The 25,186-nt window shown below is 72.8% G+C and carries 24 protein-coding genes, 6 tRNA genes and 1 pseudogene; 17 read left to right on the top strand and 14 right to left on the bottom strand.

Annotation, left to right across the window (positions count from 1 at the left end; translation table 11 throughout):
• Positions 1–74: 74 nt before the first annotated feature.
• The 5 genes from ACYVOM_RS13175 to ACYVOM_RS13155 are packed head-to-tail and all read left to right on the top strand — an operon-like array spanning position 75 to position 5,275.
• Positions 75–1,100 (top strand): LacI family DNA-binding transcriptional regulator, encoded by a 1,026-nt coding sequence (locus ACYVOM_RS13175; RefSeq protein ID WP_460303600.1) that lies wholly within the window; start codon positions 75–77, stop codon positions 1,098–1,100.
• A complete protein-coding gene (locus tag ACYVOM_RS13170; RefSeq protein WP_460303599.1) occupies positions 1,097–1,825 on the top strand; it encodes a (Fe-S)-binding protein in 729 nt (242 codons plus the stop codon). Before ACYVOM_RS13175 ends, ACYVOM_RS13170 begins: the two co-directional genes overlap by 4 nt.
• Positions 1,822–3,267, top strand: a complete 1,446-nt coding sequence (locus ACYVOM_RS13165) for a lactate utilization protein B (RefSeq protein WP_460303598.1) — start codon at positions 1,822–1,824, stop codon at positions 3,265–3,267. The genes ACYVOM_RS13170 and ACYVOM_RS13165 overlap by 4 nt, the downstream gene beginning before the upstream one ends.
• Positions 3,264–3,857 (top strand): LutC/YkgG family protein, encoded by a 594-nt coding sequence (locus ACYVOM_RS13160; protein ID WP_460303597.1) that lies wholly within the window; start codon positions 3,264–3,266, stop codon positions 3,855–3,857. The genes ACYVOM_RS13165 and ACYVOM_RS13160 overlap by 4 nt, the downstream gene beginning before the upstream one ends.
• Positions 3,854–5,275 (top strand): rhamnulokinase, encoded by a 1,422-nt coding sequence (locus tag ACYVOM_RS13155; protein ID WP_460303596.1) that lies wholly within the window; start codon positions 3,854–3,856, stop codon positions 5,273–5,275. The genes ACYVOM_RS13160 and ACYVOM_RS13155 overlap by 4 nt, the downstream gene beginning before the upstream one ends.
• 64 nt (positions 5,276–5,339) lie before the next feature.
• Here ACYVOM_RS13155 and ACYVOM_RS13150 read toward each other — a convergent pair whose 3' ends face one another.
• Positions 5,340–5,894 (bottom strand): helix-turn-helix domain-containing protein, encoded by a 555-nt coding sequence (locus tag ACYVOM_RS13150; protein ID WP_460303595.1) that lies wholly within the window; start codon positions 5,892–5,894, stop codon positions 5,340–5,342.
• Positions 5,895–6,074: 180 nt separating this feature from the next.
• Here ACYVOM_RS13150 and ACYVOM_RS13145 point away from each other — a divergent pair, with 180 nt between their 5' ends.
• The 3 genes from ACYVOM_RS13145 (at position 6,075) to ACYVOM_RS13135 (ending at position 8,608) form a co-directional block, all read left to right on the top strand.
• On the top strand, positions 6,075–7,100 hold the full coding sequence (locus ACYVOM_RS13145) for an isopenicillin N synthase family dioxygenase (protein ID WP_460303594.1): 1,026 nt from the start codon (positions 6,075–6,077) through the stop codon (positions 7,098–7,100).
• Positions 7,101–7,163: 63 nt separating this feature from the next.
• A complete protein-coding gene (locus tag ACYVOM_RS13140) occupies positions 7,164–7,745 on the top strand; it encodes a TetR/AcrR family transcriptional regulator (RefSeq protein WP_460303593.1) in 582 nt (193 codons plus the stop codon).
• A gap of 104 nt (positions 7,746–7,849) precedes the next feature.
• Positions 7,850–8,608: an SDR family NAD(P)-dependent oxidoreductase gene (locus ACYVOM_RS13135; RefSeq protein WP_460303592.1), complete on the top strand. Its 759-nt coding sequence runs from the start codon at positions 7,850–7,852 to the stop codon at positions 8,606–8,608.
• Positions 8,609–8,718: 110 nt separating this feature from the next.
• Here the strand turns inward: ACYVOM_RS13135 and ACYVOM_RS13130 are convergent.
• From ACYVOM_RS13130 to ACYVOM_RS13105, 6 genes are all read right to left on the bottom strand, one after another.
• Positions 8,719–8,787: transfer RNA gene (locus tag ACYVOM_RS13130), tRNA-Arg, on the bottom strand.
• A gap of 36 nt (positions 8,788–8,823) precedes the next feature.
• Positions 8,824–8,898, bottom strand: a tRNA-Cys gene (locus tag ACYVOM_RS13125).
• Positions 8,899–8,989: 91 nt separating this feature from the next.
• Positions 8,990–9,064 (bottom strand) — tRNA-Asn (locus ACYVOM_RS13120).
• A gap of 5 nt (positions 9,065–9,069) precedes the next feature.
• Positions 9,070–9,144 (bottom strand) — tRNA-Met (locus ACYVOM_RS13115).
• A 49-nt stretch (positions 9,145–9,193) separates the two neighbouring features.
• Positions 9,194–9,266 (bottom strand) — tRNA-Ala (locus tag ACYVOM_RS13110).
• Between the two features lie 194 nt (positions 9,267–9,460).
• A tRNA-Trp gene (locus ACYVOM_RS13105) sits at positions 9,461–9,532 on the bottom strand.
• A gap of 293 nt (positions 9,533–9,825) precedes the next feature.
• Here ACYVOM_RS13105 and ACYVOM_RS13100 point away from each other — a divergent pair.
• The 4 genes from ACYVOM_RS13100 to ACYVOM_RS13085 all read left to right on the top strand — a co-directional run bounded on the left by ACYVOM_RS13100 (position 9,826) and on the right by ACYVOM_RS13085 (position 13,809).
• Positions 9,826–10,599: a GNAT family N-acetyltransferase gene (locus ACYVOM_RS13100; protein WP_460303591.1), complete on the top strand. Its 774-nt coding sequence runs from the start codon at positions 9,826–9,828 to the stop codon at positions 10,597–10,599.
• A 315-nt stretch (positions 10,600–10,914) separates the two neighbouring features.
• Positions 10,915–11,343, top strand: a complete 429-nt coding sequence (locus tag ACYVOM_RS13095; RefSeq protein ID WP_460303590.1) for a hypothetical protein — start codon at positions 10,915–10,917, stop codon at positions 11,341–11,343.
• A gap of 107 nt (positions 11,344–11,450) precedes the next feature.
• Positions 11,451–12,560 carry a PLP-dependent cysteine synthase family protein gene (locus ACYVOM_RS13090; RefSeq protein ID WP_460303589.1) on the top strand — a complete coding sequence of 370 codons (1,110 nt, stop codon included), beginning with the start codon at positions 11,451–11,453 and terminating at the stop codon, positions 12,558–12,560.
• Position 12,561: 1 nt separating this feature from the next.
• Entirely contained in the window at positions 12,562–13,809 is a 1,248-nt protein-coding gene (locus ACYVOM_RS13085) for an MFS transporter (protein ID WP_460303588.1), read from the top strand.
• Positions 13,810–13,827: 18 nt separating this feature from the next.
• Here the strand turns inward: ACYVOM_RS13085 and ACYVOM_RS13080 are convergent, their stop codons facing one another.
• Positions 13,828–14,283, bottom strand: coding sequence for a MarR family winged helix-turn-helix transcriptional regulator (locus tag ACYVOM_RS13080; protein ID WP_460303587.1), 456 nt, complete (start codon positions 14,281–14,283; stop codon positions 13,828–13,830).
• A 53-nt stretch (positions 14,284–14,336) separates the two neighbouring features.
• Here ACYVOM_RS13080 and ACYVOM_RS13075 point away from each other — a divergent pair, with 53 nt between their 5' ends.
• Positions 14,337–15,788, top strand: a complete 1,452-nt coding sequence (locus ACYVOM_RS13075; RefSeq protein ID WP_460303586.1) for an MFS transporter — start codon at positions 14,337–14,339, stop codon at positions 15,786–15,788.
• Positions 15,789–15,882: 94 nt separating this feature from the next.
• Here the strand turns inward: ACYVOM_RS13075 and ACYVOM_RS13070 are convergent, their stop codons facing one another.
• Positions 15,883–17,358: an aldehyde dehydrogenase family protein gene (locus ACYVOM_RS13070; protein WP_460303585.1), complete on the bottom strand. Its 1,476-nt coding sequence runs from the start codon at positions 17,356–17,358 to the stop codon at positions 15,883–15,885.
• Positions 17,359–17,371: 13 nt separating this feature from the next.
• On the bottom strand, positions 17,372–18,184 hold the full coding sequence (locus ACYVOM_RS13065; protein ID WP_460303584.1) for a mycofactocin-coupled SDR family oxidoreductase: 813 nt from the start codon (positions 18,182–18,184) through the stop codon (positions 17,372–17,374).
• 166 nt (positions 18,185–18,350) lie between these two features.
• Between ACYVOM_RS13065 and ACYVOM_RS13060 the strand changes: the two genes are divergently transcribed.
• Positions 18,351–19,043, top strand: coding sequence for a TetR family transcriptional regulator (locus tag ACYVOM_RS13060; RefSeq protein ID WP_460303583.1), 693 nt, complete (start codon positions 18,351–18,353; stop codon positions 19,041–19,043).
• A 42-nt stretch (positions 19,044–19,085) separates the two neighbouring features.
• Here ACYVOM_RS13060 and ACYVOM_RS13055 read toward each other — a convergent pair whose 3' ends face one another.
• Positions 19,086–19,382, bottom strand: a complete 297-nt coding sequence (locus ACYVOM_RS13055; protein ID WP_460303582.1) for a DUF3099 domain-containing protein — start codon at positions 19,380–19,382, stop codon at positions 19,086–19,088.
• Positions 19,383–19,695: 313 nt separating this feature from the next.
• On the opposite strand from ACYVOM_RS13055, the pseudogene ACYVOM_RS13050 reads away from it, so the two are divergent.
• Both ACYVOM_RS13050 and ACYVOM_RS13045 read left to right on the top strand, forming a co-directional pair.
• Positions 19,696–19,983 (top strand): annotated as a pseudogene (locus ACYVOM_RS13050) (sulfatase-like hydrolase/transferase); the annotation flags it as partial.
• Positions 19,984–20,896: 913 nt separating this feature from the next.
• Entirely contained in the window at positions 20,897–21,955 is a 1,059-nt protein-coding gene (locus tag ACYVOM_RS13045; protein WP_460303581.1) for a S8 family serine peptidase, read from the top strand.
• Between the two features lie 73 nt (positions 21,956–22,028).
• Here ACYVOM_RS13045 and ACYVOM_RS13040 read toward each other — a convergent pair whose 3' ends face one another.
• From ACYVOM_RS13040 to ACYVOM_RS13030, 3 genes are read right to left on the bottom strand one after another with little or no spacing between them, the layout of a single operon-like run.
• Positions 22,029–22,361 (bottom strand): HEAT repeat domain-containing protein, encoded by a 333-nt coding sequence (locus ACYVOM_RS13040; RefSeq protein ID WP_460303580.1) that lies wholly within the window; start codon positions 22,359–22,361, stop codon positions 22,029–22,031.
• A gap of 46 nt (positions 22,362–22,407) precedes the next feature.
• Entirely contained in the window at positions 22,408–23,064 is a 657-nt protein-coding gene (lexA, locus tag ACYVOM_RS13035) for a transcriptional repressor LexA (RefSeq protein WP_460303579.1), read from the bottom strand.
• Positions 23,065–23,101: 37 nt separating this feature from the next.
• Positions 23,102–24,517, bottom strand: coding sequence for a cellulase family glycosylhydrolase (locus ACYVOM_RS13030; RefSeq protein WP_460303578.1), 1,416 nt, complete (start codon positions 24,515–24,517; stop codon positions 23,102–23,104).
• 154 nt (positions 24,518–24,671) lie between these two features.
• Between ACYVOM_RS13030 and ACYVOM_RS13025 the strand changes: the two genes are divergently transcribed.
• Positions 24,672–25,184 carry an SDR family NAD(P)-dependent oxidoreductase gene (locus ACYVOM_RS13025; protein WP_460303577.1) on the top strand — a complete coding sequence of 171 codons (513 nt, stop codon included), beginning with the start codon at positions 24,672–24,674 and terminating at the stop codon, positions 25,182–25,184.
• The last annotated feature ends 2 nt before the right edge of the window (positions 25,185–25,186 follow it).

Raw genomic sequence — 25,186 nt, 5'->3', positions numbered from 1 at the left:
TGACACGTTTTAATAGTGGCCCCAAAGTATGTGATGCTTTCTGCCCACGAACCCCCCGATCTCCGAGGAGCCCCATGGCGACGTCTCCGCCCGGCCCCCGCGACGGGACCGTCGGCATCAAGCAGGTCGCCAAGGCCGCCGGCGTCTCCCCCGGAACCGTCTCCAACGTGCTGAACCGACCTGAGCGGGTCGCCGCGGCCACACGGGAGCGGGTGGAGGAAGCCATCCGGGCCCTGGGATTCGTCCGCAACGGCTCGGCGTCGAGCCTGCGCGCGGGCCAGGGCCGCCTCGTCGGGCTGATGGTCCACGACCTCGCCAACCCGTTCTTCACCAGCCTCGCGCGCGGCGTCGAGGACCTGATGAGCGAACGCGGTCACGCCGTGATCCTGTGCAGCTCGGCCACCTCGCCCGACCGCGAGCACCGCAACCTGCGGATGCTCGCCGAACAGGGCGTGCGCGGGGTGCTGGTCACCCCCGTCGACAGCGGCGGCCCCGACCGGCTCGACCTGCTGTACGAGCGGCACATCGCCGCCGTCATGCTCGACCACGCCGCCACCCGGCCGCAGCAGTGCTCGGTCACCGTGGACGACGTGGCGGGCGGGCAGATGGCCGTCACCCACCTGCTGGAGTGCGGGGCCCGCGACATCGCCTACGTCTCGGGGCCGATGACGCTGCGGCAGTGCGCCGACCGGCGCTCCGGCGCGCAGAAGGCGATCGAGCTGGCCGGGCACGGGTCCCTGCGCGACGTCACCGTCTCCGACATGACCCCCGCCGCCGGGCAGGACGCCGCCGACCATCTGCTGGCCGAACTGCCCGACGCCATCTTCTGCGCCAACGACCTCCTCGCCATGGGCGTCCTGCGGACTTTGCTCCGGCAGGGCGTCCGCGTGCCTGAGCGCGTGCTCGTCATCGGGTATGACGACATCGAGTACGCCACCGCGTCGTCGGTCCAGCTCAGCTCGGTCCGCCAGCCGACCTACCGGCTCGGCCGGATCGCCGCCGAGCTTCTGCTGGACGAGTGCGACGACCCCGAGGGCCACGCTCACCAGCAGATCCTGTTCCAGCCCGAGCTCGTCATCCGGGAGTCGACAAGACCGTGAAGATAGCCCTCTTCGCCACCTGCGTGAACGACACGCTCTTTCCCGGAACCGGCCAGGCCGTCGTCCGGATCCTTGAGCGGCTCGGCCACGAGGTGGTCTTCCCCGAGGCGCAGACCTGCTGCGGGCAGATGCACCTCAACACCGGCTACCCCGACCAGGCCATGCCGCTCATCCGGTCGTTCACCGACACGTTCGAGGACTACGACGCGGTCGTCGCCCCGTCCGGGTCGTGCGCCGCGATGGTGCGCGACTGGCACGGCAAGACCGCCGCCCGCCAGGGCGACCACCGGCTCGCCGAGCGGTCGTTCGCCCTGACGCCGCGCGTGTACGAACTGGCCGAACTGCTCGTGGACGTCCTGGGCGTCACCGACGTCGGCGCGGTCTTCCCGCACCGGGTCACCTACCACCCGACCTGCCACGGCCTGCGCATGCTCAAGCTCGGCGACAAGCCGCTGCGGCTGCTGCGCGAGGTCAAGGGCATCGACCTGGTGGACCTGCCGGACGCGACCGAGTGCTGCGGCTTCGGCGGCACCTTCGCCCTGAAGAACTCCGACGTGTCCGCCGCCATGTGCGCGGACAAGACCGCCGCCGTCAAGCAGACCCGCGCCGAGGTGCTGTGCGCCGTCGACAACTCCTGCCTGATGCACATCGGCGGCACCCTGTCCCGCCAGCGCAGCGGGGTGCGGGTCATGCACCTCGCCGAGATCCTCGCGAGCACCTCATGAGCGCCTTGGAGAAGGACGCGACGCAGTCGCGGATGCCGACCTACGTGGGCATGCCCGCGTTCCCCAAGGCCGCGCACGAGGCGGTCGCCGACACGCGGCTGCGCCGCAACCTCGCCCACGCCACCGGCACGATCCGCGAGCGGCGCGCCGCCGCCGTCGCCGAACTGGACGACTGGGAGGAGCTGCGCCAGGCCGGCAAGCGCATCAAGGACCACACCCTGGAGTACCTCGGCCACTACCTCCGGATGCTGGAGGAGAAGGTCACCGAGGCCGGGGGCGTGGTGCACTGGGCGCGCGACGCCGAGGAGGCCAACGCGATCGTCGCGCGCCTGGTCAAGGAGACCGGCGAGACCGAGGTCGTCAAGGTCAAGTCGATGGCGACGCAGGAGATCGGGCTCAACGAGGCGCTCGCCGAGCACGGCATCACCGCGCTGGAGACCGATCTCGCCGAACTCATCGTGCAGCTCGCCGACGACAGGCCCTCGCACATCCTCGTCCCGGCCATCCACAAGAACCGGGCCGAGATCCGCGAGCTGTTCGCGCACCGGATGCCGTCGGCGCCCGAGGGGCTGACGGACGAGCCCGCCGACCTCGCCGAGGCGGCCCGCCGCCACCTGCGCGCGAAGTTCCTGGCGGCGAAGGTCGCCGTCTCGGGGGCGAACTTCGCGATCGCCGACACCGGCACCGTCCTGGTCGTCGAGTCCGAGGGCAACGGGCGGATGTGCCTGACGCTGCCGGAGACGCTGATCACCGTCATGGGCATCGAGAAGCTCCTGCCGAGCGCCCGGGACCTCGAGGTCTTCCTCCAGCTCCTGCCGCGCTCGTCGACGGCCGAGCGGATGAACCCCTACACGTCGGCGTGGACGGGCGTGACGCCGGGCGACGGGCCGCAGAACTTCCACCTGATCCTGCTCGACAACGGGCGCACCGACGTGCGCGACGAGGAGGTCGGGCGGCAGGCGCTGCGCTGCATCCGCTGCTCCGCCTGCCTCAACGTCTGCCCCGTGTACGCGCGGGCGGGCGGGCACGCCTACGGCTCGCCCTATCCTGGGCCGATCGGGGCGATCCTGTCGCCGCAGATCCGGGGCATCGGCTCGAAGGTCGACGCCTCGCTGCCGTTCGCGTCGTCGCTGTGCGGGGCCTGCTACGAGGCCTGCCCCGTCGCGATCGACATCCCCGAGGTGCTGGTGCACCTGCGGGCGAAGGCGGCCAAGAAGCCCGTCGAGAAGACCGTCATGAAGGCTGCGGCCTGGGGGCTGCGCTCCCCCGCCCTGCTCGCGCTCGGCCAGGCCGTCGCGAGCAGGGGCCGCTTCGTCGCGCCGCACCTGCGGTTCCCGCGCGCGTGGGCCGACACCCGCGACCTGCCCGCCATCCCGAAGGAGTCGTTCCGCGCGTGGTGGAAGCGCACCCACGGCGGCACCGACCGGAAGGACGCCCCATGAGCGCGCGCGACGCGATCCTCGGCAGGCTCGGCGCCCCCGAGGGCGACCCGGACGCCGAATACCGGCTGCTGCACCGGGGCTACCTGGACCGCCACCACGGCGACGGGCTCGTCGAGCTGTTCGCCGAACGGGTCGCGCACTACCGCGCGATCGTGCACCGGGTGAGCGAGGCGGAGCTGCCCGGCGCGCTCATGGCGGCGCTGCGGCCCGGCGCCTACGTCGTCCCCGAAGGCGTCCCGGCCGCCTGGACCGGCGCGATCGCGCCGACCCGGCTGCTCGGTGCCGACGCCGACCTGGAGCGGGCCGCCGGCACGATCACCGGCTGCGCCGTCGGCATCGCCGAGACCGGCACCATCGTGCTGGACCACCAGGCGGCCCAGGGGCGGCGGGCGCTCACGCTCGTGCCCGACCACCACCTCGTCGTCGTGCGCGCCGACCAGGTCGCCGCCGACCTTCCCGACGCGATCGGGCGGCTCGACATCACCCGGCCGCTCACGTTCATCTCCGGCCCCTCCGCCACCAGCGACATCGAACTGTCCCGGGTGGAGGGCGTCCACGGCCCCCGCACCCTGGAGGTATTTCTCGTATGACCGCGCGTATCGCCGCCGTGGACCTTGGCGCGACCAGCGGGCGCGTCATCACCGCCCGGGTCGGTGACGGACTGCTGGACCTCACCGAGGAGCACAGGTTCCCGAACCGGCCCGTCGAGGTCGCCGGCACGCTGCACTGGGACGTCCTCGGGCTGTACCGGGACGTCCTGGACGGGCTCGCGAAGGCCGGACCCGAGGTCGCCTCGGTCGGCATCGACAGCTGGGCCGTCGACTACGGGCTGCTGGACGCCTCCGGGGCGCTCCTCGGCAACCCCGTGCACTACCGGGACGACCGGACCGAGGCCGTCATCGACGACGTCCACGCCAAGATCTCGCCCGAGCGGCTGTACGCGGTCAACGGGCTGCAGTTCCTGCCGTTCAACACGCTCTACCAGCTCGCCGCCGAGCGGTTCCTGGACCGGGCCGAGACGTTGCTGATGATCCCCGACCTCCTCGCCTACTGGCTGACCGGCGAGAAGGGCGCGGAGGCCACCAACGCGTCCACGACGGGCCTGTACGACGCGAGCGCGGGCGCCTGGTCGGCGGAGGTCGTCGAGACGCTCGGGTTGCGCCCCGGGCTGCTGCCGGAGATCCGGCGGCCGGGAACGCGGCTCGGGGTCCTGCGGGACTCGACCGGGCTGGCGGGCGTGCCGCTGACGGCCGTCGCCTCCCACGACACCGCCTCGGCGGTCGCCGCGGTGCCCGCCAAGGACGAGCACTTCGCCTACATCTCGTGCGGCACCTGGTCCCTCGCCGGAGTGGAGCTGCCCGCCCCGATCCTCACCGAGGCGGGCCGGGCCGCGAACTTCACCAACGAGGCGGGCGTCGACGGGACCGTCCGGTACCTGCGCAACGTCATGGGCATGTGGCTCGTCTCTGAGTCGATGCGCGCCTGGGGCATGGACTCCGCGGAGCTGCCCGCGCTGCTGGCCGCCGCCGCCGAGGTGCCCGGCCCGCGCAGCGTCGTCGACCCCAACGACCCCTCGTTCATGCCGCCCGGCGACATGCCGTCCCGGATCGCCGCCTACTGCTCGCGCACCGGCCAGGCCGTGCCCGGCACGCGGGCCGAGACCGTCCGCTGCATCATGGACAGCCTCGCCCTCGCCCACCGCGCGGTGCTGCGCGAGGCCGCCGAACTGTCGGGCCGCCGCATCGACGCCGTCCACCTCGTCGGAGGCGGTTCCCGCAACGCCCTGCTCTGCCAGCTCACCGCCGACGCCACAGGCCTGCCCGTCATCGCCGGCCCCGCCGAGGCGACCGCCCTCGGCAACATCGGCATGCAGGCCCGCGCCCTCGGCCTCCTCCCCGACCTCCCCTCCCTCCGCACCCTCATCGCCGAAACCCAGCCCCTCACCCGCTACACCCCCTCCACCCCCGAAACCCCCTGGACCGACGCCGCCGCCCGCCTCGCCCTCTGACCCCCGCCCGCCCGTCCCGCTCAGCCGAGCACCGGCCCCGTGCCCGTCCGGCAGCCGGCAGGGACTAGCCGGGGTGGGCTATGGCGAGGAGGACATGGGCGGGTTCGTCGCCCACCAGGAACCAGCGGTGGCGCAGGCGGGCGTCTTGGGCGAGGAGGTCGCGGGGGCCCAGGCGGTGGACGCCCGCGCCCTCGATCTCGACGTCGAGAGCGCCGGAGACGACGTAGAGGCCCATGTCGCCTTTGAGCTGGAACCATTCTTCGAGGTACTCGCCGGGCCGCACCACGTACTCGATGATCTCCAGCCGGGTGTCGGGGCGCATGAGCAGGGCGCGGCCCACGGCGGCGTCGGCGCGGGCCGCGACGGGGATGAGGCGGCCCTCGCCGGCGCGCGTCACCGACACCCTGGCGATGTCCGGCGCGGGCAGCAGCGCGCCCGGCAGGACGCCCAGCGCCTCAGCGAGCCGGTAGGTGGTGATCATCGACGGGGCGCTGGCCCCGCTCTCGATCTGGCTCAGGAAGGGCTGGCTGACCCCCGAGCGGCGCGTCGGCTCCCGCATGGACAGCCCCGCCTCCTCCCGCAGCCGCCGCACCGCGGCGCCGATCCGGGCGTTGAGCACGGCTTCGGGGCTCGGCTCCGCAGTTCACCTGACCTTTACCCAAGACGATTGATGGAAGCGATCGAATAGGTCATATTGATCGTTGACAGCGATCGATATCGCTCGTTTTTCGCCAGTTGGAGTACGCCGGACGGCCAGGGGGACCATCCGGCCGAGCACGTCACGGCTCCGGGAGGAACCATGCTGACCGTTCCCGTCATCGACGTCACCGCCTTCCGCGATCCGTCCTCGCCCGCCGCGGTGCGCGACGCGATCGCCGCCGAGGTGGACCGGGCGGCCCGCGAGGTCGGGTTCATGCAGGTCGTCGGCCACGGGGTGCCCCAGGACGTCATCGACGGCCTCACCCGGGCCGCCGACGGGTTCTTCGGGCTGGACCCTGCGGTGAAGGAGGCCTACCGGCTGCCGCCGCGGCTCAACCGCGGATACAGCCCGCCCAAGTCCGAGAAGCTGCGGGCGAGCCTCGGCCTCGCCTCGGCGGGAGACCTGTTCGAGGCCTTCAACGTCGGCGCGCAGTGGACCGACTTCCCCGGCCTCGACCTGCCGCACGACGACTACGCGGTCAACACCCATCCCGCGGAGGTCGCCGGGTTCCAGGACGCGGTCATGGCGTACTTCACCGAAGCGGGCGCGGTGGCGCGGCTGATGACCCGGGTGTTCGGCCGCGCGCTCGGCCTCGGCGAGGAGCACTTCGCCGCGTTCACCGGCCACTCCGTCGACGTCCTGCGGATGAACAACTACCGGATGCCGTCCGCCGACGCCGTCCTGGAACCCGACCAGGAGGGCATGGGCGCGCACACCGACTACGGGATCGTCACCGTACTGTGGGCCGACCGGGTGCCCGGCCTGGAGATCTTCCTGCACGGGCGCTGGAACCCCGTCGTGCCCGCGCCCGGCGCGCTGCTGGTGAACCTCGGCGACGCCCTCGCCCGCTGGACGAACGACCAGTGGATCTCGACCATGCACCGGGTCGCTCCCCCGCGCGTCGACGGCGTGCTCGTCCCGCGCCGGTCGGCCGCCTACTTCCACGACGGCGACATCGACGCCGTCATCGCCCCGCTCCCCGGCTGCGTCACGCCCGAGCGGCCCGCCCTCTACGAGCCCGTCACGGTCGGCGAGCACCTGCGCGCGAAGCTGGCGGGCTCGCGGGCCGGCCTCCTCAACCCCGAGGCGGCCCGCGAGGCGTCGCGCCTCACCCCCGAGGCCTGACGTCCCCGCCCGCCTCCGTCCCCGATAATTGACCGATCGGTCTTGATCTGACAGGGTGCAGGGGTGGCGAGGACCAAGGAGTTCGATCCGGACGCGGTACTGCAGAAGGCGCTGGAGCTGTTCTGGGAGCGCGGATACGAGGCCACGTCGATGGCCGAGCTCGTCGCGCGCCTGGGGATCGCGCGGGCCAGCATCTACGCGACGTTCGGCGGGAAGCACGAGCTCTACGTGAGGGCGCTGGAGCGGTATCTCCAGGCCAAGGACTCGGGCATCGTCGAGGCGCTCGCGCAGCCGGGGCCCGCACTTCCCGCGGTGCGGGCGCTGGTCGAGGACTTCGCCGAGCAGTCCGCGCGGGACGAGCGCAGGCGCGGCTGCCTGGCCGTCAACGCCGCGGTGGAGTTGGTGGCGCGCGATCCGCAGGTCGCCCGGCGGGTCGAGGCGAGCTGGGACCGCCTGGAGACCGCGCTCACCTCCGCGCTGATCCGGGCCCGCGCCCAAGGCGAGCTCGCCGCGGACAAGGATCCGCGCGCCCTGGCCCGCTTCCTGCTCGTGCTGCTCCAGGGCCTGCGCGTCCTCGGCCGCGCCCATCCCGCCCCGGACAGGCTGCGCGACGCCGCCGCGCAGGCGCTCGCACTCCTGGACTGACCTGCTCGCAAGGCCTTCAGGTTTTCACAAGCCCGAATTCTAAACCGATCGTTCTCATTAAATATCCGCCACCTGCTATGGCGCACGCGTCGAAGGAGAACACGATGACCGCACGGTTCACCGGCAAGGTCGCCCTCATCACCGGCGGGGGCTCCGGCATCGGGCGGGCCTGCGCGCTCGCCTTCGCCCGGGAGGGCGCGACGGTGGTCGTCGCCGGGCGCGGGCCCGACCCCCTGACGGAGACCGTCCGGCTCGTCGAGGCCGAAGGCGGCCGGGCCGACGCCGTCACGGCCGACGTCACCGACGGCGCGGACGTCGCCCGGCTCGTCGCGACGACCGTGGCGCGCCACGGCGGCCTGCACGTCGCGTTCAACAACGCGGGGATCTTCGCGGCGGGGCCGCTCGCCGACCTGGACGAGGCGACCTGGGACCGCGTGCTCGCCGTGAACGTGACGGGCGTGTTCCTCGCCATGAAGCACCAGATGGCCCACATGCGCGGCAACGGAGGCGGCGTCATCGTCAACACGGCGTCCAACCTCGGCGCGCACAAGCGCGCACCCGGCCTCGGCGCCTACGCGGCCTCCAAGGCCGCCGTCAGCGCGCTGACCCGCGCCGCGGCGCTCGAAGGCATCGCCGACGGCATCCGCGTCAACGCGATCAGCCCCGGCCCCTTCGACACTTCCATGTCGCTGCGCCCCGGCGAGACCCTCTCCGACCGCGCCGCCCGCATGAGGGACACCTCCCCCATCGGCCGCGTCGGCACCCTCGCCGAGGCCGCCTCGGCCGTCCTGTGGCTCGCCTCGCCCGAGTCCTCCTACATCGTCGGCCACGACCTCGTCGTCGACGGCGGCGCCACCGCCTGACCGCCCGCCACCACTGATCGCGGTCTGCGGGCTCGTCGCGATCGGCCTCAGATCTCTTCGCCGGCACGCACCGGGCAGCGGGGCGGCGCCACAGCGGAAACACCGATGAGCTCCCTCGCCCGGAGTCGAACCGGGAACGGCGCCTTCGCAGAGCGTCGCGCAGTTCCGCTACCGAGGGATCGGGCCCGCCCCCCGGCGCGGGAGGGGCGGACCGGTGGAGGCCCGGCCGGGAGTCGAACCCGGAGCAGACGGCTTTGCAGGCCGCCCCCCGGGCCACCGGGACCCGGACCTTGGTGCGCGAGGACGGAGTCGAACCGCCTGCCTTCGCCGCGTAAAGGCGTCGCTCTGCCGTTGAGCCAACCGGGCTTCTTTCTTCGGGAATGGCTCCGGTGGCAGGGATCGAACCTGCGCCTGACGGGTTAACAGCCCGCTGCCCTGCCTCTGGGCGACACCGGATCAAGGCGCGCAGGCCGGATTCGAACCGGCGGTCTCGGGCTTATGAGGCCCGCGGGGACTGCCGAACTCCCTACTGCGCGCGGCGCGCGAAATGATGCGCTTTTGCGCGGGCGAATGCGCCGCCCGCTGTGGACCAGGTCGGATTCGAACCGACGACCTCCCGCTTGCAAGGCGGATGCTCTGCCATTGGAGCTACAGGCCCGAGTGCCCGCCGCGGGCGCCCTTCGGCGCGCCCCGGCGGACCCCGCACCCCGTAGGGCACGGCCCCCGGCCCTTACGGGTCGGGGATGGCGCGAAGGATCGAGCCGCCTTCGAAGCAGCCCGCCGTCCGGCGCCGGTGTTTCCGCTGTGGAGTTCTCAAGGTTCAGGCCCCGGCCCGAAGGCCGGGATGATGCGCACGGGCGGCAGGAGTCGAACCTGCTACGCGCGGTTTTGGAGACCGCCGCTCTGCCGTTGAGCTACGCCCATCTGCTGTCGTGACCCCAGAATGCGTCGAGCGTGTCTCTCGTGTCATCCGATTTATTTCCGCCCCGCGATGCCGCCTTTCCCCGAGCCGTTCGGTGATGAGTCTTCAGTCCGCTCGGCTCTTTCCGGGCTTATGCGAAGCGTCACCCGGCCAGCGCCTTTACGTAGTAAGAATCTAGCAGGCGCATTCCCGTGGCCGCGCGCCGCCGACGTCGCCCCCGGGGACGCGCCGCGTGGAGGTCCGACGCCGGAAATTCGCTCGCCGGGTCGGCGGCGGGGTGGTTAGCATCGGCCGGATGGCTGAAGATCTGCTCACCCTGTACGACACCCACCTGCGCGGAGCCGGTGCTCTCGGCCGCGGAGTCAGCGTCGAGCGCGACGGGCCGCTGCTGCGGGTGGTCGGGCAGCACCGGGGGTTCGTCAGCGCGGTCCGGGATCTGTCCGGGCACGACGTCGACGGGCTGATCGCGGCGCAGAAGGCGTACTTCGAGGCGCGCGGTGAGGCCGTGGAGTGGAAGCTGCGCGGGCACGACCTGCCCGCCGACCTTCCCGACCGGCTCGCCGCCGCCGGCTTCGTGCCCGAGCCCCGCGAGACCGTCGCCATCGGCAGGGTCGCCGACCTGCCGACCGACGCGGCGCCGCCCAGCGGGGTGCGGCTGCGGCGGGTGGACGACGAGGCGTCCGTCCGGGCGATCGTGGCGATGGAGTCGGAGGTCTGGGGGCAGGACTGCGCGTTCATCGGCGACCACCTGCGCGCGGGCCTGGCCGACGACCCCGCGCGGATCGCGGTCTTCGTCGCCGAGACCGACGGCAGGGTCGTGGCCGCGGCCTGGCTGGGGCTGCGCGACACCCCCGAGTTCGCGTCGCTGTGGGGAGGCTCCACCCTCGCCCCGTGGCGGGGCCGCGGCATCTACCGGGCGCTGGTGGCCGTCCGGACCCGGCTGGCCGCGGACCTCGGCTTCCGCTACCTCCAGGTCGACGCCTCGGACGAGAGCCGGCCCATCCTCGAACACCTCGGCTTCCAGGCCGTCACCACCACGACCCCCTACGTCTGGTCCCCCGCCGGCTGAGGCCTTCCGCGACAGGCCCATGCAGATGAACGACGACTCGATGCTCACCTTCTACGGGCTCCTCGCCGGCGACACCGTGCACCAGCCTTCCGCGATCGCCGGCCGCCCGCGCTTCGGGGGACAGGTCGGCGGGCAGTCCCCGGCCGGCGGGCGGAAACGATGCCGCGATGGGAACCGATATCAGTAGATTCGTCGAGCGCCGACGCCCGGCGACGAAGCCCGGCGGGGCGCGCGTCTGGCGTCTCAGGGCGGCTGTGTCGATCTTGACGGCGCGGCGCGGAGGGGCTGTTCGATCTTGGTTGTTACGGTCGGGGGGTGACCGGCCGGGGCGATGTCAGGGCGCGGTGCCGGACCGGGGTGCGCGCCGGTCTGGCACTGCTCACCGCGCTGGTCGCGCTGCACGTCGCCCTCTGCCTTCCCGGCCTGCACAAGGGCCCGCTGGGGACGGGCCGGGCGCACTCGGTGACCGCGCCGGACGGGGCGCACTCCCCCGTCCACGAAGACCACCGGCACGACCACCACACCTCCTGCGAGGACTCGGCCGCCGCCTGGCTCGATTTCCGCGTCGAGCAGCCGGGGCCCGCCGTCCTCGCCGCCTGCGCCGTGCTCGCGTTCGGCCTGCTCCCGGCGGGCGCGGCCCGTGCCTTCGCCGGCGTTGCGGATGCGCGGCCTCCGGGCCACTGGATGCGCACCGCGCTCGGCGGGGCGATGCTCCCCGCCGCTCTCCGGATCGCCCGGATCTAGACCGCTCGCGGCGGCCCTCGACGGCCGCGCGGCGCTCTCTTTCCGCACGCCGGCCCGGCATGCCCGCGGTATGCCCGTGCCGTGCCCTTTCTCGGGGATCTCTCACCATGCGTCACGAAACACGCAAGCTCGACCTCTTCTCCAGGCTCTCCACCGACGCCCTGCGGCGTCCCGCCGACTGCGCCGCGCTGGCCGGCCTCGTCGGCCGCACCCCCGTCCTGTGGACGCCCGACCTGCTCGGCGGCGACCGCGGGTTCTGGGCCAAACTCGAAGGCCGCAACCCCGGCGGGATCAAGGACCGACCCGCGCTGCACATGGTCGCCCGTGCCCGCGAACGCGGCGATCTCGCCGAGGGCGCGCCCATCGTCGAGTCGACGAGCGGCACCCTCGGCCTCGGCCTCGCCCTCGCCGGACGGGTCCACCGGCATCCGGTGACGCTCGTGGGCGACCCCGGCATGGAGCCGCTCGTCCGCCACCTCCTCACCGCGTACGGGGCCCGGCTGGAGATCGTCGAGGAGGCGCATCCCGTCGGCGGGTGGCAGGAGGCCCGCAAGCAGCGGGTCGGTCGGCTGCTCGCAGACCAACCCGGCGCCTACAGCCCCAACCAGTACGACAATCCGGACAACGTCGGCGCGTACACGGCGCTGGCCGACGAGCTGATCGAGCGGTTCCCGCGCGTCGACGCCCTCGTCTGCGCCGTCGGCACCGGCGGGCACAGCGCGGGGATCGGCCGCAGGCTCCGCGAGCGCTGGCCCGACGTGCGGCTCGTCGCGGTCGACGCGGTCGGCTCGGCGATCTTCGGCCAGCCCGCCGGGCACCGGCTGATGCGCGGGCTCGGCTCGCACATCCACCCGCGCAACGTCGCCTACGACCTGTTCTCCGAAGTCCACTGGGTCGCCGCGCACGAGGCGGTCTGGGCATGCCGCGCGCTCGCGTCCGCGCAGCTCATCACGGGCGGCTGGAGCGTCGGCGCGGTCGCGCTCGTCGCGTCCTGGACCAGCCGCGTGCTGCCCGCCGGATCACAGGTCGTCGCCGTCTTCCCCGACGGGCCGTGGCGCTACTGGAACACCGTCTACGACGACGCCTACTGCGCCGCACACGACCTCCTGGACCGACTTCCGGCCCCCGCGCCCGACGAGATCGCGCACCCCGCCGAACGCGAGGTCGCCCGGTGGACGTACTGCCGGACCGTCCGCAACCCGCGATCGGAGGCCTGACGTGAGCGCGCCCACCACCTGGCGGACCTTCGGTCCCGCGGCCAAGGTCCTGTTCGTCAACCAGTTCGGCATCAACCTCGGCTTCTACCTGCTCATGCCCTACCTCGCCGACCATCTCGCCCGCGGCGCCGGGCTGGCGCTCTGGGCCGTCGGGCTCGTCCTGGGCGTCCGGAACCTCAGCCAGCAGGGCCTGTTCCTCATCGGCGGCACCCTCGCCGACCGGCTCGGCTGCAAACCGCTCATCATGCTCGGCTGCGGGCTGCGCGTCGCCGGATTCGGCCTCTTCGCGTTCGCGACGTCCGTGCCCGCCCTCGTCGCCGCCTCGGCGCTGACCGGGCTGGCCGGGGCCCTGTTCAATCCGGCGGCCCGCGCCTACCTCGCGCACACCGAGGCCGACCGGCGGGTGGAGGCGTTCGCCATGTTCAACGTGTTCTACCAGGCCGGGATCCTCCTCGGCCCGCTCGCCGGGCTCGCCCTGCTCCGGCTCGACTTCCGCGCCGTCAGCCTGACCGCCGCCGGCGTCTTCGCCGCGCTGACGCTGCTGCAGTGGCGGCGCCTGCCGGTCCAGGATCCGCCGCCGCGCGAGGACCGGCCGGTGCTCACCGACTGGCGCGCCGCGTTCGGCGACCGGGCCTTCCTCGCGTTCGCCGCCGTCATGACGGCCTCCTACGCGCTGTCGTTCCAGATCTATCTCGCGCTGCCGCTGGAAGCCGCCCGCCTCACCGGCCGGCCCGCCTGGACCGTCGCCCTGTTCGCCGTGACCGCGCTGGTCGCCCTGGCCGGTCAACTGCGCCTCACCGCCTGGAGCAAGGCCAGGTACACGCCCGGTCAGGCCATGGCCCGCGGCCTCCTCCTCATGGGCGCGGCCTTCATCCCGCCGGGGATCGCCACCTGGTTCCCGGCGGCGGGGGCGCCCGCGCTCCTCCTGTGCGCCGCGCTGCTCGGCGTCGGCACCGCCCTGGTCTTCCCATTCGAGATGGCCGCCATCGCCGCCGCGTCCGAGCCCGGCCTCGTCGGCACCTACTACGGCGTCTACAACCTGCTGTCCGGCCTCGGCATCCTCGCCGCGAACCTGCTGACCGGCGCCCTCCTCGACACCGCGGCGCACCTGCGCGCGCCCTGGCTCCCCTGGTCGCTCCTCGCCCTCGCCGGCCTCGCCGCCGCCGCCGCGCTGCGCGCCCTCGACCGCCGCAGCCCCCTCACCCGACCAAGGAGGACGACCCAGGCCCCGGCCGCCGAGCCCCGGTGAGGACCGGGCCGCCGGGCGTCAGTCGCGCGGCCAGGGGTGTCCGTCGAGGCGCTCGACGCCCTCGTTGAACTGGCGGAGCAGCGCGGAGAGCAGCGCGACACGCTCGTCGTCCCAGCCGTCGAGGATCTTGGCGAGGGCGGTCAGCTTCTCGCCGCGGTCGGCTTGGAGGCGCTGCACGCCTTCGGGGGTCATGCGGAACTTGCGGGCGAGGCCGCCGGCGGGGTCGGCGATGCGCTCGACGGCGCCCGCGCGCAGCATCGCGGCGGTCTGCCGGGACAGGGTGGACTGGTCGAGCCCGAAGGCGTCCTGGAGTTCGGTGACGGACATGGGCCCCTGGTCCTCCAGGCGCATGAGGATCAGGTAGGCCGACCGGTCCAGGCGGTTGCCGCGGCCCTTCGAGCCGGGAGGGCCGAGGAGGGCGTGCCGTCCCAGAAGGGTGATTTCGCGATCGATATCTCTGCTCTGCCTGCTCACGGGGCCACCCTACCCGGGATATGCATCATACATATGTCATGTATCATGCATATATGAACCCCTCTTCCGGCGCCTCGCGGCGCACCGGCACGGAGACGCGCGTGATCGCCGCGCTCGCCTACGCCGGCATCGTCTCGGCGATCATGCAGACGCTCGTCGTCCCGCTGATCGCCGAGTTCCCCTCCCTGCTCCACACGACCGCCTCGAACGCGTCGTGGATCATCACGGTGACCCTGCTGACCGGCGCCGTCGCGACACCGGTCGCGGGCAAGCTCGGCGACATGTACGGCAAGAAGCGCATCGTGCTCATCCTGACCGTCCCGATGATCATCGGCTCGGTCCTGTGCGCCGTCGCCCCGAACGTCGGCGTGATGATCGCCGGCCGCGGCCTTCAGGGCCTCGGGATCGGCATCGTCCCGCTGGGCATCTCGCTGCTCAAGGACGTGATCCCGCCCGCGCGCCTGCACTCCTCCATCGCCCTGATGAGCGCGTCCATGGGCGTGGGCGGCGCGCTCGGCCTGCCGCTGGCGGCGGCCGTCGCCGAGCACGGGTCCTGGCGGCTGCTGTCGTGGATGGCCGCGGCCCTGAGCGTCCTGATCACCGTCGCCGTCGCCGTCTGGGTGCCGCCCGTGGGCGTCGACGCCGAAGAGCGCGGCAGGTTCGACCTCGTCGGCGCGCTCGTCCTGTCCGTCGTGCTGGTCTGCCTGCTGCTGGCGGTCTCCAAGGGCAACGCCTGGGGCTGGAGCTCCGCGGCCGTCATCGGGCTGCTGGCCGCCGCCGTCGTCATCGCCCTGGCCTGGGGGTGGTGGGAGCTCCGCACGGCCAACCCGATGATCGACCTGCGCACCACCGCCCGGCCCGTGGTGCTGTGGACGAACATCGCCTCCTTCCTGGTCGGCTTCGCCATGTACGCGCAGTCCCTCGTCTTCCCCCAGCTCCTCCAGCTGCCCACCGCGACCGGCTACGGGCTGGGCCAGTCCATGATCGCGATGGGCCTGTGGATGGCGCCCTCGGGCATCATGATGATGGCGATGAGCCCCGTCGGCGCGAAGATCACCCGCGCCCACGGCGCCAAGGTGACCCTCGCCGTAGGCGCGGTCGTCGTGGCCTGCGGGTACCTGTCCGCCCAGCTCCTGCTCGACTCCGCGCCGACGCTGCTGATCAGCACCATCCTCACCGCCTGCGGGGTCGGCCTCGCCTACGGGGCGATGCCCGCCCTCATCATGGCCGCCGTCCCGCACCACGAGACGGGCGCCGCCAATGCCTTCAACTCGCTGACCCGCTCGGTCGGGTCCTCGATCGCCGCCGCCGTCATGGGCGCGGTCCTCGCCGGTATGACCCTCGACCTCGGCGGGCACGCCGTCCCGTCCCTCGGCGGGTTCCGGGTGGCGCTCGCCATCGGCGCGGGCGTCGCGGTGCTCTCCGCCGTCATCGCGGCCGCGCTGCCCACCCGCGGCGCCGACGCGGCCGCGACCGCGCAGAAGACCCCGGCCTCCGTGCACTGACACCACCGCCCGCGACGCGAAGGGCGCCGCACCCCGGGGGTGCGGCGCCCTTCGCGTGTGTTCGGGACTCCGGTCGGGCGTCCCTGCCCCGTCCTCAGGAGATCCGGAGCGGGAGCGCCGAGCCGATCGCCTTCGTCTCGGTGTGGATCTCGAAGCCCTCCCGGCCGCCCTGACGGCCGATGCCGCTGGCCTTGAAGCCGCCGAACGGCGCGTCAGGACCCGAGATCGAGCCTCCGTTGACCACGAAGTTCCCCGAACGGACCCCGCGCGCGACGCGCAGCGCGCGCTCGGGAGAGGCCGACGAGACATAGCCGGACAGTCCGTACCGGCTGGCGTTCGCAAGCCGGATCGCCTCCTCGTCGGTGTCGAACGGCGTGACGGTGAGGACCGGGCCGAAGATCTCCTCCTGCGCGATGGTGGAGTCGTTGTCGACGTCGACGAACAGCGTCGGCTCGACCCAGAAGCCCGGACGGTCGGGGACCCCGCCCCCCACCGCGAGCCGCGCGCCCTCGGCCACGCCGATCCTGATGTACTCCGCGATGCGGTCGCGCTGGCGGGCCGAGATGACCGGGCCGGCCAGCGTCCCCGGCTCGCGCGGATCGCCCCAGGGCGCGTTCTGGAACACCTGCGTGAGGCCCGCGACGACCTCGGCGTAGACGCCGCGCTGCACGAGCAGCCGCGTCGGCAGGGCGCAGCCCTGGCCCGAGTGGGCGATCGCGCCGATGGCCTGCGGGATCGCCAGGGCGAGGTCGGCGTCGTCCAGGATGATCGACGCGCTCTTGCCGCCGAGCTCGAGGATCGTGCGCTTGAACGTCGGCGCGGTCTGCTCCAGGACGTGCCGGCCGGTGGCGGTGGAGCCGGTGAACGACACCATGTCGACGCGCGGGTCGGTGAGCAGCAGCCCCGCGGTGTCCCGGTCCCGGGTCGTCACGACGTTGACGACGCCGGCCGGGATGTCCGTCCGCTCGGCGATGATCCGGCCGATCCGGGTCGTGTTCCACGGCGTCTCCGCCGCGGGCTTCGCCACGACCGTGTTGCCCGCCGCCAGGGCCCCGGCGAGCTTGGTGAGCATGAGCTCGAACGGGAAGTTCCACGCCGTGATGGCGGCGACGACCCCGATCGCCTCCTTGACCACCCAGGACTCGCTGGGCTCGCCGGTGAAGTGGTTGACGCCGTCGTCGAGGCGGCGCGCCCACTCGAAGCGGTCGATGTACTCGGCCTGCCACTTGAGCTTCTCCAGCGGGTGCTCCAGCTGCGCGCCGTAGGTGAGGGCGCGCGGGGCGCCCACCTCCGCGATGAGCTCCTCGCGCAGCGCCTCCTTCTCCGCGACCAGCGCGTCGTGCAACTGGAGGAGAGCGCGTTTGCGGAACCCGTGGTCCATGGCCCAGTCGGTCTCGTCGAACGCGGTGCGGGCCGCGGCGATCGCGGCGCGCACGTCGACCGGGGTCGCCTCGGCCACCCGGCCGAGGACCGTGCCGTCGGCCGGGTTCAGCACGTCGAACGTGCCCCCGTCCGCGGCCGGGCGGAGCGTCCCGCCGATCAGCAGGCGCTCCTCGTGCGATGCGGACATCGTGGCCTCCCGCTCAGACCGCGACGGTGCCGGCGTCGACGCGGAACGTCGTCGCGGTGACGTAGCGGGATTCGTCGCTCGCGAGATAGACGACGGCGTGGGACTGGTCGATGGCCTCGGACGCCTGGACGGGCAGGAGGTTGCCGAGGGTCGAGGCCACGCCCGGGTGGCGCTGGAGGAAGCCCGGGTACATGTCCTGGAGGCCGTCGACCATGGTGGTGTTCACGCCGGTCGGGTGCAGGGAGTTCACCCGGACGTTGTGCTCGGCGAGTTCCGTGGCGAAGGCGCGCATGACGCCGACGACGCCGTGCTTGGCCGCCACGTACGGGTTGAGGAACGGCTGGCCCTTGAGGCCCGCGGCGGAGCTGGTGAGGATCATCGAGCCGCCGCCGCCCGCGACGAGGTGCTGGGCGGTCGCCATGACGGTGTTCCACACGCCGGTGAGGTTGGTGGCGATGGTGTCGTCCCAGATCTCGGGGGTGATGTCCTGCCACTCGCGCAGCACCATGACGCCGGCGTTGGCGCAGACGACGTCGAGCCTGCCGAAGGCGGCGACGCCCTCGTCGACGATCGCCTTCATGCCGGCGAGGTCCCGCACGTCGCCCTTGCGCGCGATGATGCGGCGGCCCGTCGCCTCGACGAGCTTGACCGTCTCGTCCATGTCCTCCTGCGTCGCGCCCCGGTAGGCGACGAACGGGAGGGGCTCCATCAGGTCCATGGCGATGATGTCGGCGCCCTCTTCGGCGAGGCGGACCGCGTGGCTGCGGCCCTGCCCGCGCGCGGCTCCGGTGATGAACGCGACCTTGCCTTCGACACGACCGGCCATGGGCGTGCTCCTTCTCTTTCACGGCCCGGCGGCAGCCGGACCAGGGGGATCTCCTCGGGTGCCGTAAGTGGACCCCGACACTGCTGAATCAGTACCGTAGCCCATACTGAATGCCTTCAGTATCGCCGTCGTCGGCGATCTCGCCAGGACGGAGGAGAATGGGGAGGTGGCCTCCAACGCGCGTTCCCGACGACCCCGCGGTTCGATCGACGCCGAGCAGATCCTCGACGCCGCCTTCGCGCTCGCCCGGGAGAGCGGCCTGGCGAACCTGAGCATGGCCGAACTTGCCGCGCGCCTCGACGTCGGCGTCACCAGCATCTACTGGCACGTCACCAACAAGGACGAGCTGCTCCGGCGCATGGCCGCCAAGGCGATCGCCCGCCTGGACGGCATGCTGCCCCCGCCCGAGGGCCGCCCCCCGTCGGAGTGGCGCGCCTACCTCGCCGAGTACTTCACCCGCCACCGCGCGATCCTCGCCGAGGACGCCCTGCTCGCCGACCTCACCGCGGTCAAGCAGCCCCGCTACGACCAGGAGGGCTTCGACACCGCCTTCCGCGGCCTCGAAGCCGTCATCCGCTACCTCGTCGCCGCCGGCTTCGCGCCCCTGGACGCCTGGCACCTCTACTCGGCCCTGTCGCTCTACACCGAGGGCCTCGTCGCCGCGGAACGCCGCCGCACCGCCACCGCCTTCCCACCACCGGGCCTGCGCCAACTGGGCCACCTCGACCCCGACGCCACCCCGCTCATCGCCGCCCTCGTCCAGCACGACGACATCGCGATCGACCTCACCGGCGACGCGGCCTTCGCCGCGGCCCTCACCACGATCCTCGACGGCGCCGCCGCCCGCCGCGCCGACTGAGGCCGGGGCGCGGAGGTCGGCGCGAGGTCGGGTCGGCGCGGATCAGGTCCGTCGCGCGGCCGACGAGGCCGACGTGCCGGACGGGGGCGTCAGCGGAGCGCCTTCTCCTTGGTCGATCTCGTTCTGGGCCCAGCGGGTCAGGTCGTCGTCCCATTCGGGCCTGTCGTCGTCGGCCTCGGCGTCGTTCCCCATGATCGCCGCGAGCGGCGGGAAGACGCACGCGACGAGCGCCACGATGACGGCGATTTCCGCCGAGAAGAGGGCGACGACGCAGGCGATGACGAGCAGCGTGAGGCACAGGACCATCATGATCAGGTAGTTCCGCTTACGCGTCCTCATCCCCCAAAGGTAGAGAAGCGCGCTTCTGGGCAACTACCCGCGCGGGCAAAGAACGGGCGAAGTCCAGCGAATGCGAAGTCCCGCCTCGTAAGGCCTGGGTGCGGCTCGATTCTGGATGGAACGCCCTTGGGCCGACTTTCAGCCTCGTACCTCATCGCCACCGCCGGCCCGAGTCGAACTCGACGCGGCCCATGCGATCGAGGTCGGGGTGCACTTGCGGCTTCATGGTGGACATGAGGTTCTTATGGCATGATCTGGTCGGCCATGCCCACTTAATAGATGGGATAGACATGGAATTCGTGTCGCGCAGGGTGTGCTGCTGGCCGGGCTCGTCGGGGCCGGGGCGGCGACGGCGGGAGCTGCGCGCGCTCCGGAGCGGCCGAACATCCTCTGGCTGGTCAGCGAGGACGACAACCCCTTCCTCGGGGCCTACGGGGACGGCCTGGCGCGGACGCCCACGCTCGACAGGCTCGCGCGCGAGGGCGTCCGGTACGAGAACGCGTTCTCCAGCGCGCCGGTGTGCGCGCCGGCGCGGTTCGCGATCCTCACCGGGATGCCGCCGGAGAGTTGCGGGCCCGCGGAGAACATGCGGGCCGAAGGGCACGTCCCGGCTTTTGTGCTCGGATTCCCCGAATACCTGAGCGAGACCGGCTACTTCTGTACGAACAACAACAAGACCGACTACAACGCCGCCTTCGATCCTGCCGGGGTGTGGCACCGCCCTGATCGTCCGGTTCCCGGAGAAGTGGGCGCACCTGGCGCCCGCGCCGCCCGGGTCGGTGATCACCGTGCCCGTCACCTCGCTGGACCTGGCCCCCACGGTGCTGACCCTCGCGGGCGCGACCGTCCCCGCCCACATGGCGGGCACCTCGCCCACCCGCGCCGACCGGCCGCGCTACGCGTTCGGGGTGCGCAACCGGATGGACGAGCGCTACGACCTGGTCCGCACCGTTCGCGACGATCGGTACCGCTACCTCCGCAACTACAGCCCGCACCGCCCCTGGGGCCAGCATCAGGCCTACGCCTGGCAGCAGAAGGGCTACCTGGACTGGGAGCAGGCCCACCTCGACGGCACCCTCACACCCGCCCAGGAACGGTTCTGGCATCCCAAGCCGGCCGAGGAGCTCTACGACCTGCGCGCCGACCCCGACGAGGTGAACGACCTCGCCTCCTCGCCCGCGCACCGCGCCGCCCCGGGCCCGCCGTCGCGTTCCTCTCCTCCGCCCTCGACACCCACCCCGACCCCCGCGTCCGCCTCCAGGCACTCAACGCCCTCACCTACCTCGGCCCCGCCGCGAAACCCGCCGTCCCCGCCATCACGCGCGCCGCGGTGTCCTCCGCCGAGTACCTCCGCAACGCCGCCCGCTACCTCTGGCTCGTCCTCCACGGCCTCAGCAAGCCCACCACCCCGGTCTACTTCCCCCTCTGACGCCGCGGCCCCACCCCGCGGGCCCGCGGCCCCAGCCGTCTGCCAGAGTGGGCGCCGCCCACCCCCCTTGAGAGAGAGGCGGCACGTGAAGAGATCTCTGCTCGTGACCTCGCTGACCGCGGCGGCGCTGACGCTGACGGGCGTCCAGCCCGCGGCGGCGAGCCCCCAAACGCAGACCCAGTCCGGCTGGGCGCTGGACAGGATCGACCAGGCGGGACCCGCCCAGCAGCCGTACCAGTACACCTACACCGCCACCGGAAGCGGCGTGGACGTCTACATCGTCGACTCCGAGATCAACACCGGCCTCGGCGAGTTCGGCGGCCGTGCCGCCGTGGTCTACGACGGGATCGCGGGCCAGGCCGTCCTGGACGGCGACCGGGTGCCGTGCGGAGGCGACCTCGCCGAACTCGACCCGCACGGCACCGAGGTCGCCGCGGTCGCGGGCGGCACGGCCCACGGGGTGGCCAAGGGCGCGAACCTGCTGTCCGTCGTGGCCGTCCCCTGCGGCTCCGAGGTCCCCTCCCTCGACGCCGCCTTGCGCGGACTCAAGTGGATCCGCGACCGGCACGCCGCGAACCCCGGGCGCCCCGCCGTCGTCAACGTCTCGCTCAACTGGCTGCGGACCGGCTGCCTGCCCTGGGACAGCAGGTGCAGCGACCTGTCCACCGTGGCCAACCAGCTCGCCGACGCCGGCGTCCTGGTCACCGTCTCCGCCGGAAACCAGCTCACGCAGGGCGGCGGAGTGGAAGACGTCCTCAAGTGGAACGCCTGCAACATGACGCCGTCCGACGCGGCGAGGGCGACCGTGGTCGCGGCGAGCGACGGCCTCGACCGCCACGTCGACGACCAGCCCGCCACCGCGAACTCGGCGATCCACTGGAGCAGCGCCGGAGGCGTCTGCGTCGACCTCTACGCGCCGGGCAAGGCCGTCGACACCGTCGACGCGACCGGCACCCCGATCCAGGCCGACGGCACCTCCTACGCCGCCCCCATGGTCGCCGGGATGGCCGCCCTCTACAAGCAGACCTACGGCGACGCCCCCACCGCGGTCATCGACACCTGGCTCAAGACCCACGCCCTCGCCGTCATCACCGGCGCCCCGAGCGGCACCCCGAACCTCCTCCTCAACACCGCAGGCCTGTAACCCTGCGACCCGTCCCTGGCATCGCCGCCCGTCCGGGCGGCACGCCGGGGACGGCGCTCACGCCCTGAGGAGGTCAGGGGAGGTCGGTGGGAGTGGTGGCCAGGGCCTGGCGGGCGGCGGGGGTGTCGAGGGCGTCCAGGCCTCGGGCGGACCAGAGGCGGATCTTCGGATCGGGGTCGGTGAGGTGGGCGGCGAGGAGGGGGAGCGTGGTCGGGGAGCGGGACTCGGCGAGGAGTTCGATGAGGAGGAGGCGCAGGTCGGGACGGTGCTCGGTGGCGAACGCCTCGGCCAGGGGGGCGGCGTAGGAGTCGGCGTGTTCGAGGATGAAGTCGAAGCCGGACCGGCGGATCGCCGGATCCGGATCGCGCAGGCGGGACAGGGCCCGGTCGAAGTGGCGCTGGGACATGGACAGCACCGTAGCCCGTCCGCCTGACAGTGCCTCCGAGGGAGCGTCAGAGGCTGCGCAGGACGGAGACGACGGCGCCGAGGATGGTGGCGCGGTCGCCGTCGAGGGGCTCGTAGGCGGGGTTGCGGGGTTCGAGGAGGACATGCCCGTCGCGGCGGCGGTAGACCTTGACGGTGGCCTCGCCGTCGATCATGGCGGCGACGATCTGGCCCGAGTGGGCCTCGTGCTGCTGGCGGACCACGACCATGTCGCCGTCGCAGATGGCGGCGTCGATCATCGAGTCGCCGCGCACGCGCAGGGCGAAGACCGTGCCGCGGCCGGTGAGGCCGCGCGGCAGGCGCAGGAGGTCGTCGACGTGCTCGTCCGCGGTGATGGGGACGCCCGCGGCGATGTCGCCGACGACGGGCACGGGCACCGCGTCGTCGGGCTCCGCGGAGCGGGGGTACGGCAGGAACGCGCGCACGTCGATCGGCCTGGCGACGGCCGTGCCGCGCCGCAGGAAGCCCTTGTCCTCCAGGCTCGCCAGATGCCTGGACACCGACGAGGCCGAGCGCAGCCCCACCGCGTCGCCGATCTGGCGGGTGCTCGGCGCGTAGCCGTGCCGGGCCACCCAGTCCTGGATCACGACAAGGATCCGCTGCTGCCGCGCCGGCAGTCCCGCCGCGTCAAGGCCTTCGAAGGGGTCGTCGTCGTAGCCGCTCACCGCCCGAGCATAGCCCGCCGGGGCAGGTCAGGCGGCTTCAGCGGCGCGCGGTGACGGTGACGGTGTGCGCGGCGCTGCCCGGGTCGGCCCAGACGGACAGGACGCGGCGGTCCGCGTCCCAGGACGTCCGCCAGGTCCCGGCGGGGTCGGTGGAGGCGACGTCGGGCGCGGAGGGGAACCAGATCTCCGTCGGGCCGGTGACGCCCGCCTTGGTCCGCCAGGAGACGGTGAGGGCGCCGTCCGAGGAGGACATGCCGGTGGGCGTGCCGGCGATGGCCCGGGCGTAGGGGCGGGCGAGGAGTCCTGCGAAGAGCGTCGGCTTCCCTTCGCCGTCGACGACGCCGGCCGATCCCGGGTCGTTCGACCAGTAGGCCCAGCCGATGCCGAGGTCGTCGGCCATGGCGAGCCAGTCGCGGGTGAAGTCGGCCGCGCCGGGGGCGTCCGGGCCCATGCCGCCGACCTCGCCGAGCCACATCGGGGTGTTCAGCCGGCGCGCCGCGGCCGGCATGTTCCGCTTCCACAGGGCGAACTGCGCCCGGACGAGCAGTTTCGCGGCGCCTTCGTAGGAACCGCCCAGGTCGACGCCGCCCGGGTAGAAGTGCGGTGCGAGGACGATGCGGGGCGGCCCCGGTCGCGGGTCGGTGACGGCGCCGAGCGAGGACGGGGCGCCCTGGTTGGCGTTGACCGACTCGGGTTCCACGAAGATCCAGCCGTCCGGGTCGACCTCGCGGATCGCCTCGACGATCCGCTGGTAGAAGGGGGTGAGGACGGGCCCTTCGAAGAATCCGAAATGCCGGGTGCCGCCGAACGGCTCGTTCATCAGGTCGTAGCCGAGGACGGCGGGGTCGTCGGCGAAGCGCTCCGCGACGTGCCGCCACATCGCCGCGTAGTGCCGCGCGAGCTCCGGATGTGTCCCGCGGTTGTTCCAAAGGTGGTCGTAGGCGCGGACCACGGCGGGCTGAAGGTAGGTCAGCACCCACGGGTCCTGCGGCGTGCACCCCAGACCGTCGGTCACCGTGGCCCAGGCGGGCGCGCCGTTGCCCGCGCCGTCGCACGCGGCGGGGCCGTAGATGTCCTGGTGCATGTCCAAGATGACATGCATGCCCTGCTCCCGGTACCAGCCCACCCGCTCGGCCACCGCGTCGAGGTAGGCCTCGTCGTACAGGCCGGGCTCCGGCTCGACGTTCTTCCACTGGATCAGGTAGCGCACCGAGTTCGTGCCCAGCTCGCGGGCCTCGCGGACGACGTCGTCCCGCCCGATCCAGGGCAGCCCGCCGGCCCCTTTCGCGCTGCTCGCCGTGTTGAGCCCGTGCAGGATCAGCGCCCGCCCCTGCGCGTCGGTGATGACGGGCGGCGGCGCGGCGTCGGCGTGCGCGGTCTGCGGCCCCGCGACCCCGACGAGGACCACCGCGCCGACCAGCGCGATCCGACCGACGGCCCTGCGGACGGGCATGGCGCCTCCTCGAACATGAAAACTTCTCGACATCCTCACCCACCCCCGCCCCTCGAACCCCCTTTTGTCCCCATGTGGCCCAGGAAGCCGGCTGCGGGTTCCGGGCAGGAAGCGCCGCTGCCTGCGCCGACTCACGCTGGGTGGTTTCCGTGGCATGACGACGACACTGATCACCGGGGCCAACAAGGGCCTCGGATACGAGACCACGCGCCGCCTCTTCGCCGAGGGGCACACCGTCTACCTCGGGGCGCGCGATCCCGAACGGGGACGTGCGGCCGCCGACGCGCTCGGCGCCCGGCTCCTCGTCCTCGACGTCACCGACGAGGAGTCCGTCGCGGCGGCGGCCCGGCGCGTCGAGTCGGACGGCGACGGCCTCGACGTCCTGGTCGACAACGCAGGCGTGGAAGGCCGGACGCCCGACGGGGGCGTCATCGGCGCCGCCGACGTCACCGGCGCGGTGATGCGGGACGTGTTCGACACCAACGTCTTCGGCACGGTCCGCGTCACCCACGCGTTCCTCCCGCCGCCGCGGCGCTCTCCCACGCCCGTCGTGGTGAACCTCAGCAGCGGCCTGGGCTCCCTGACGGGCGCGGCGACCCCCGGCTCGCCGGGGCACGCCTATCCGGGCGTGGCGTTCTTCTCCGCGCACGGTCCGCTCCCGTGGTGAGG

The organism is Actinocorallia aurea (assembly GCF_054783995.1).
The sequence above is the reverse complement of the archived record's forward strand: the minus strand, read 5'-3'. Positions and strand labels throughout refer to the sequence as shown.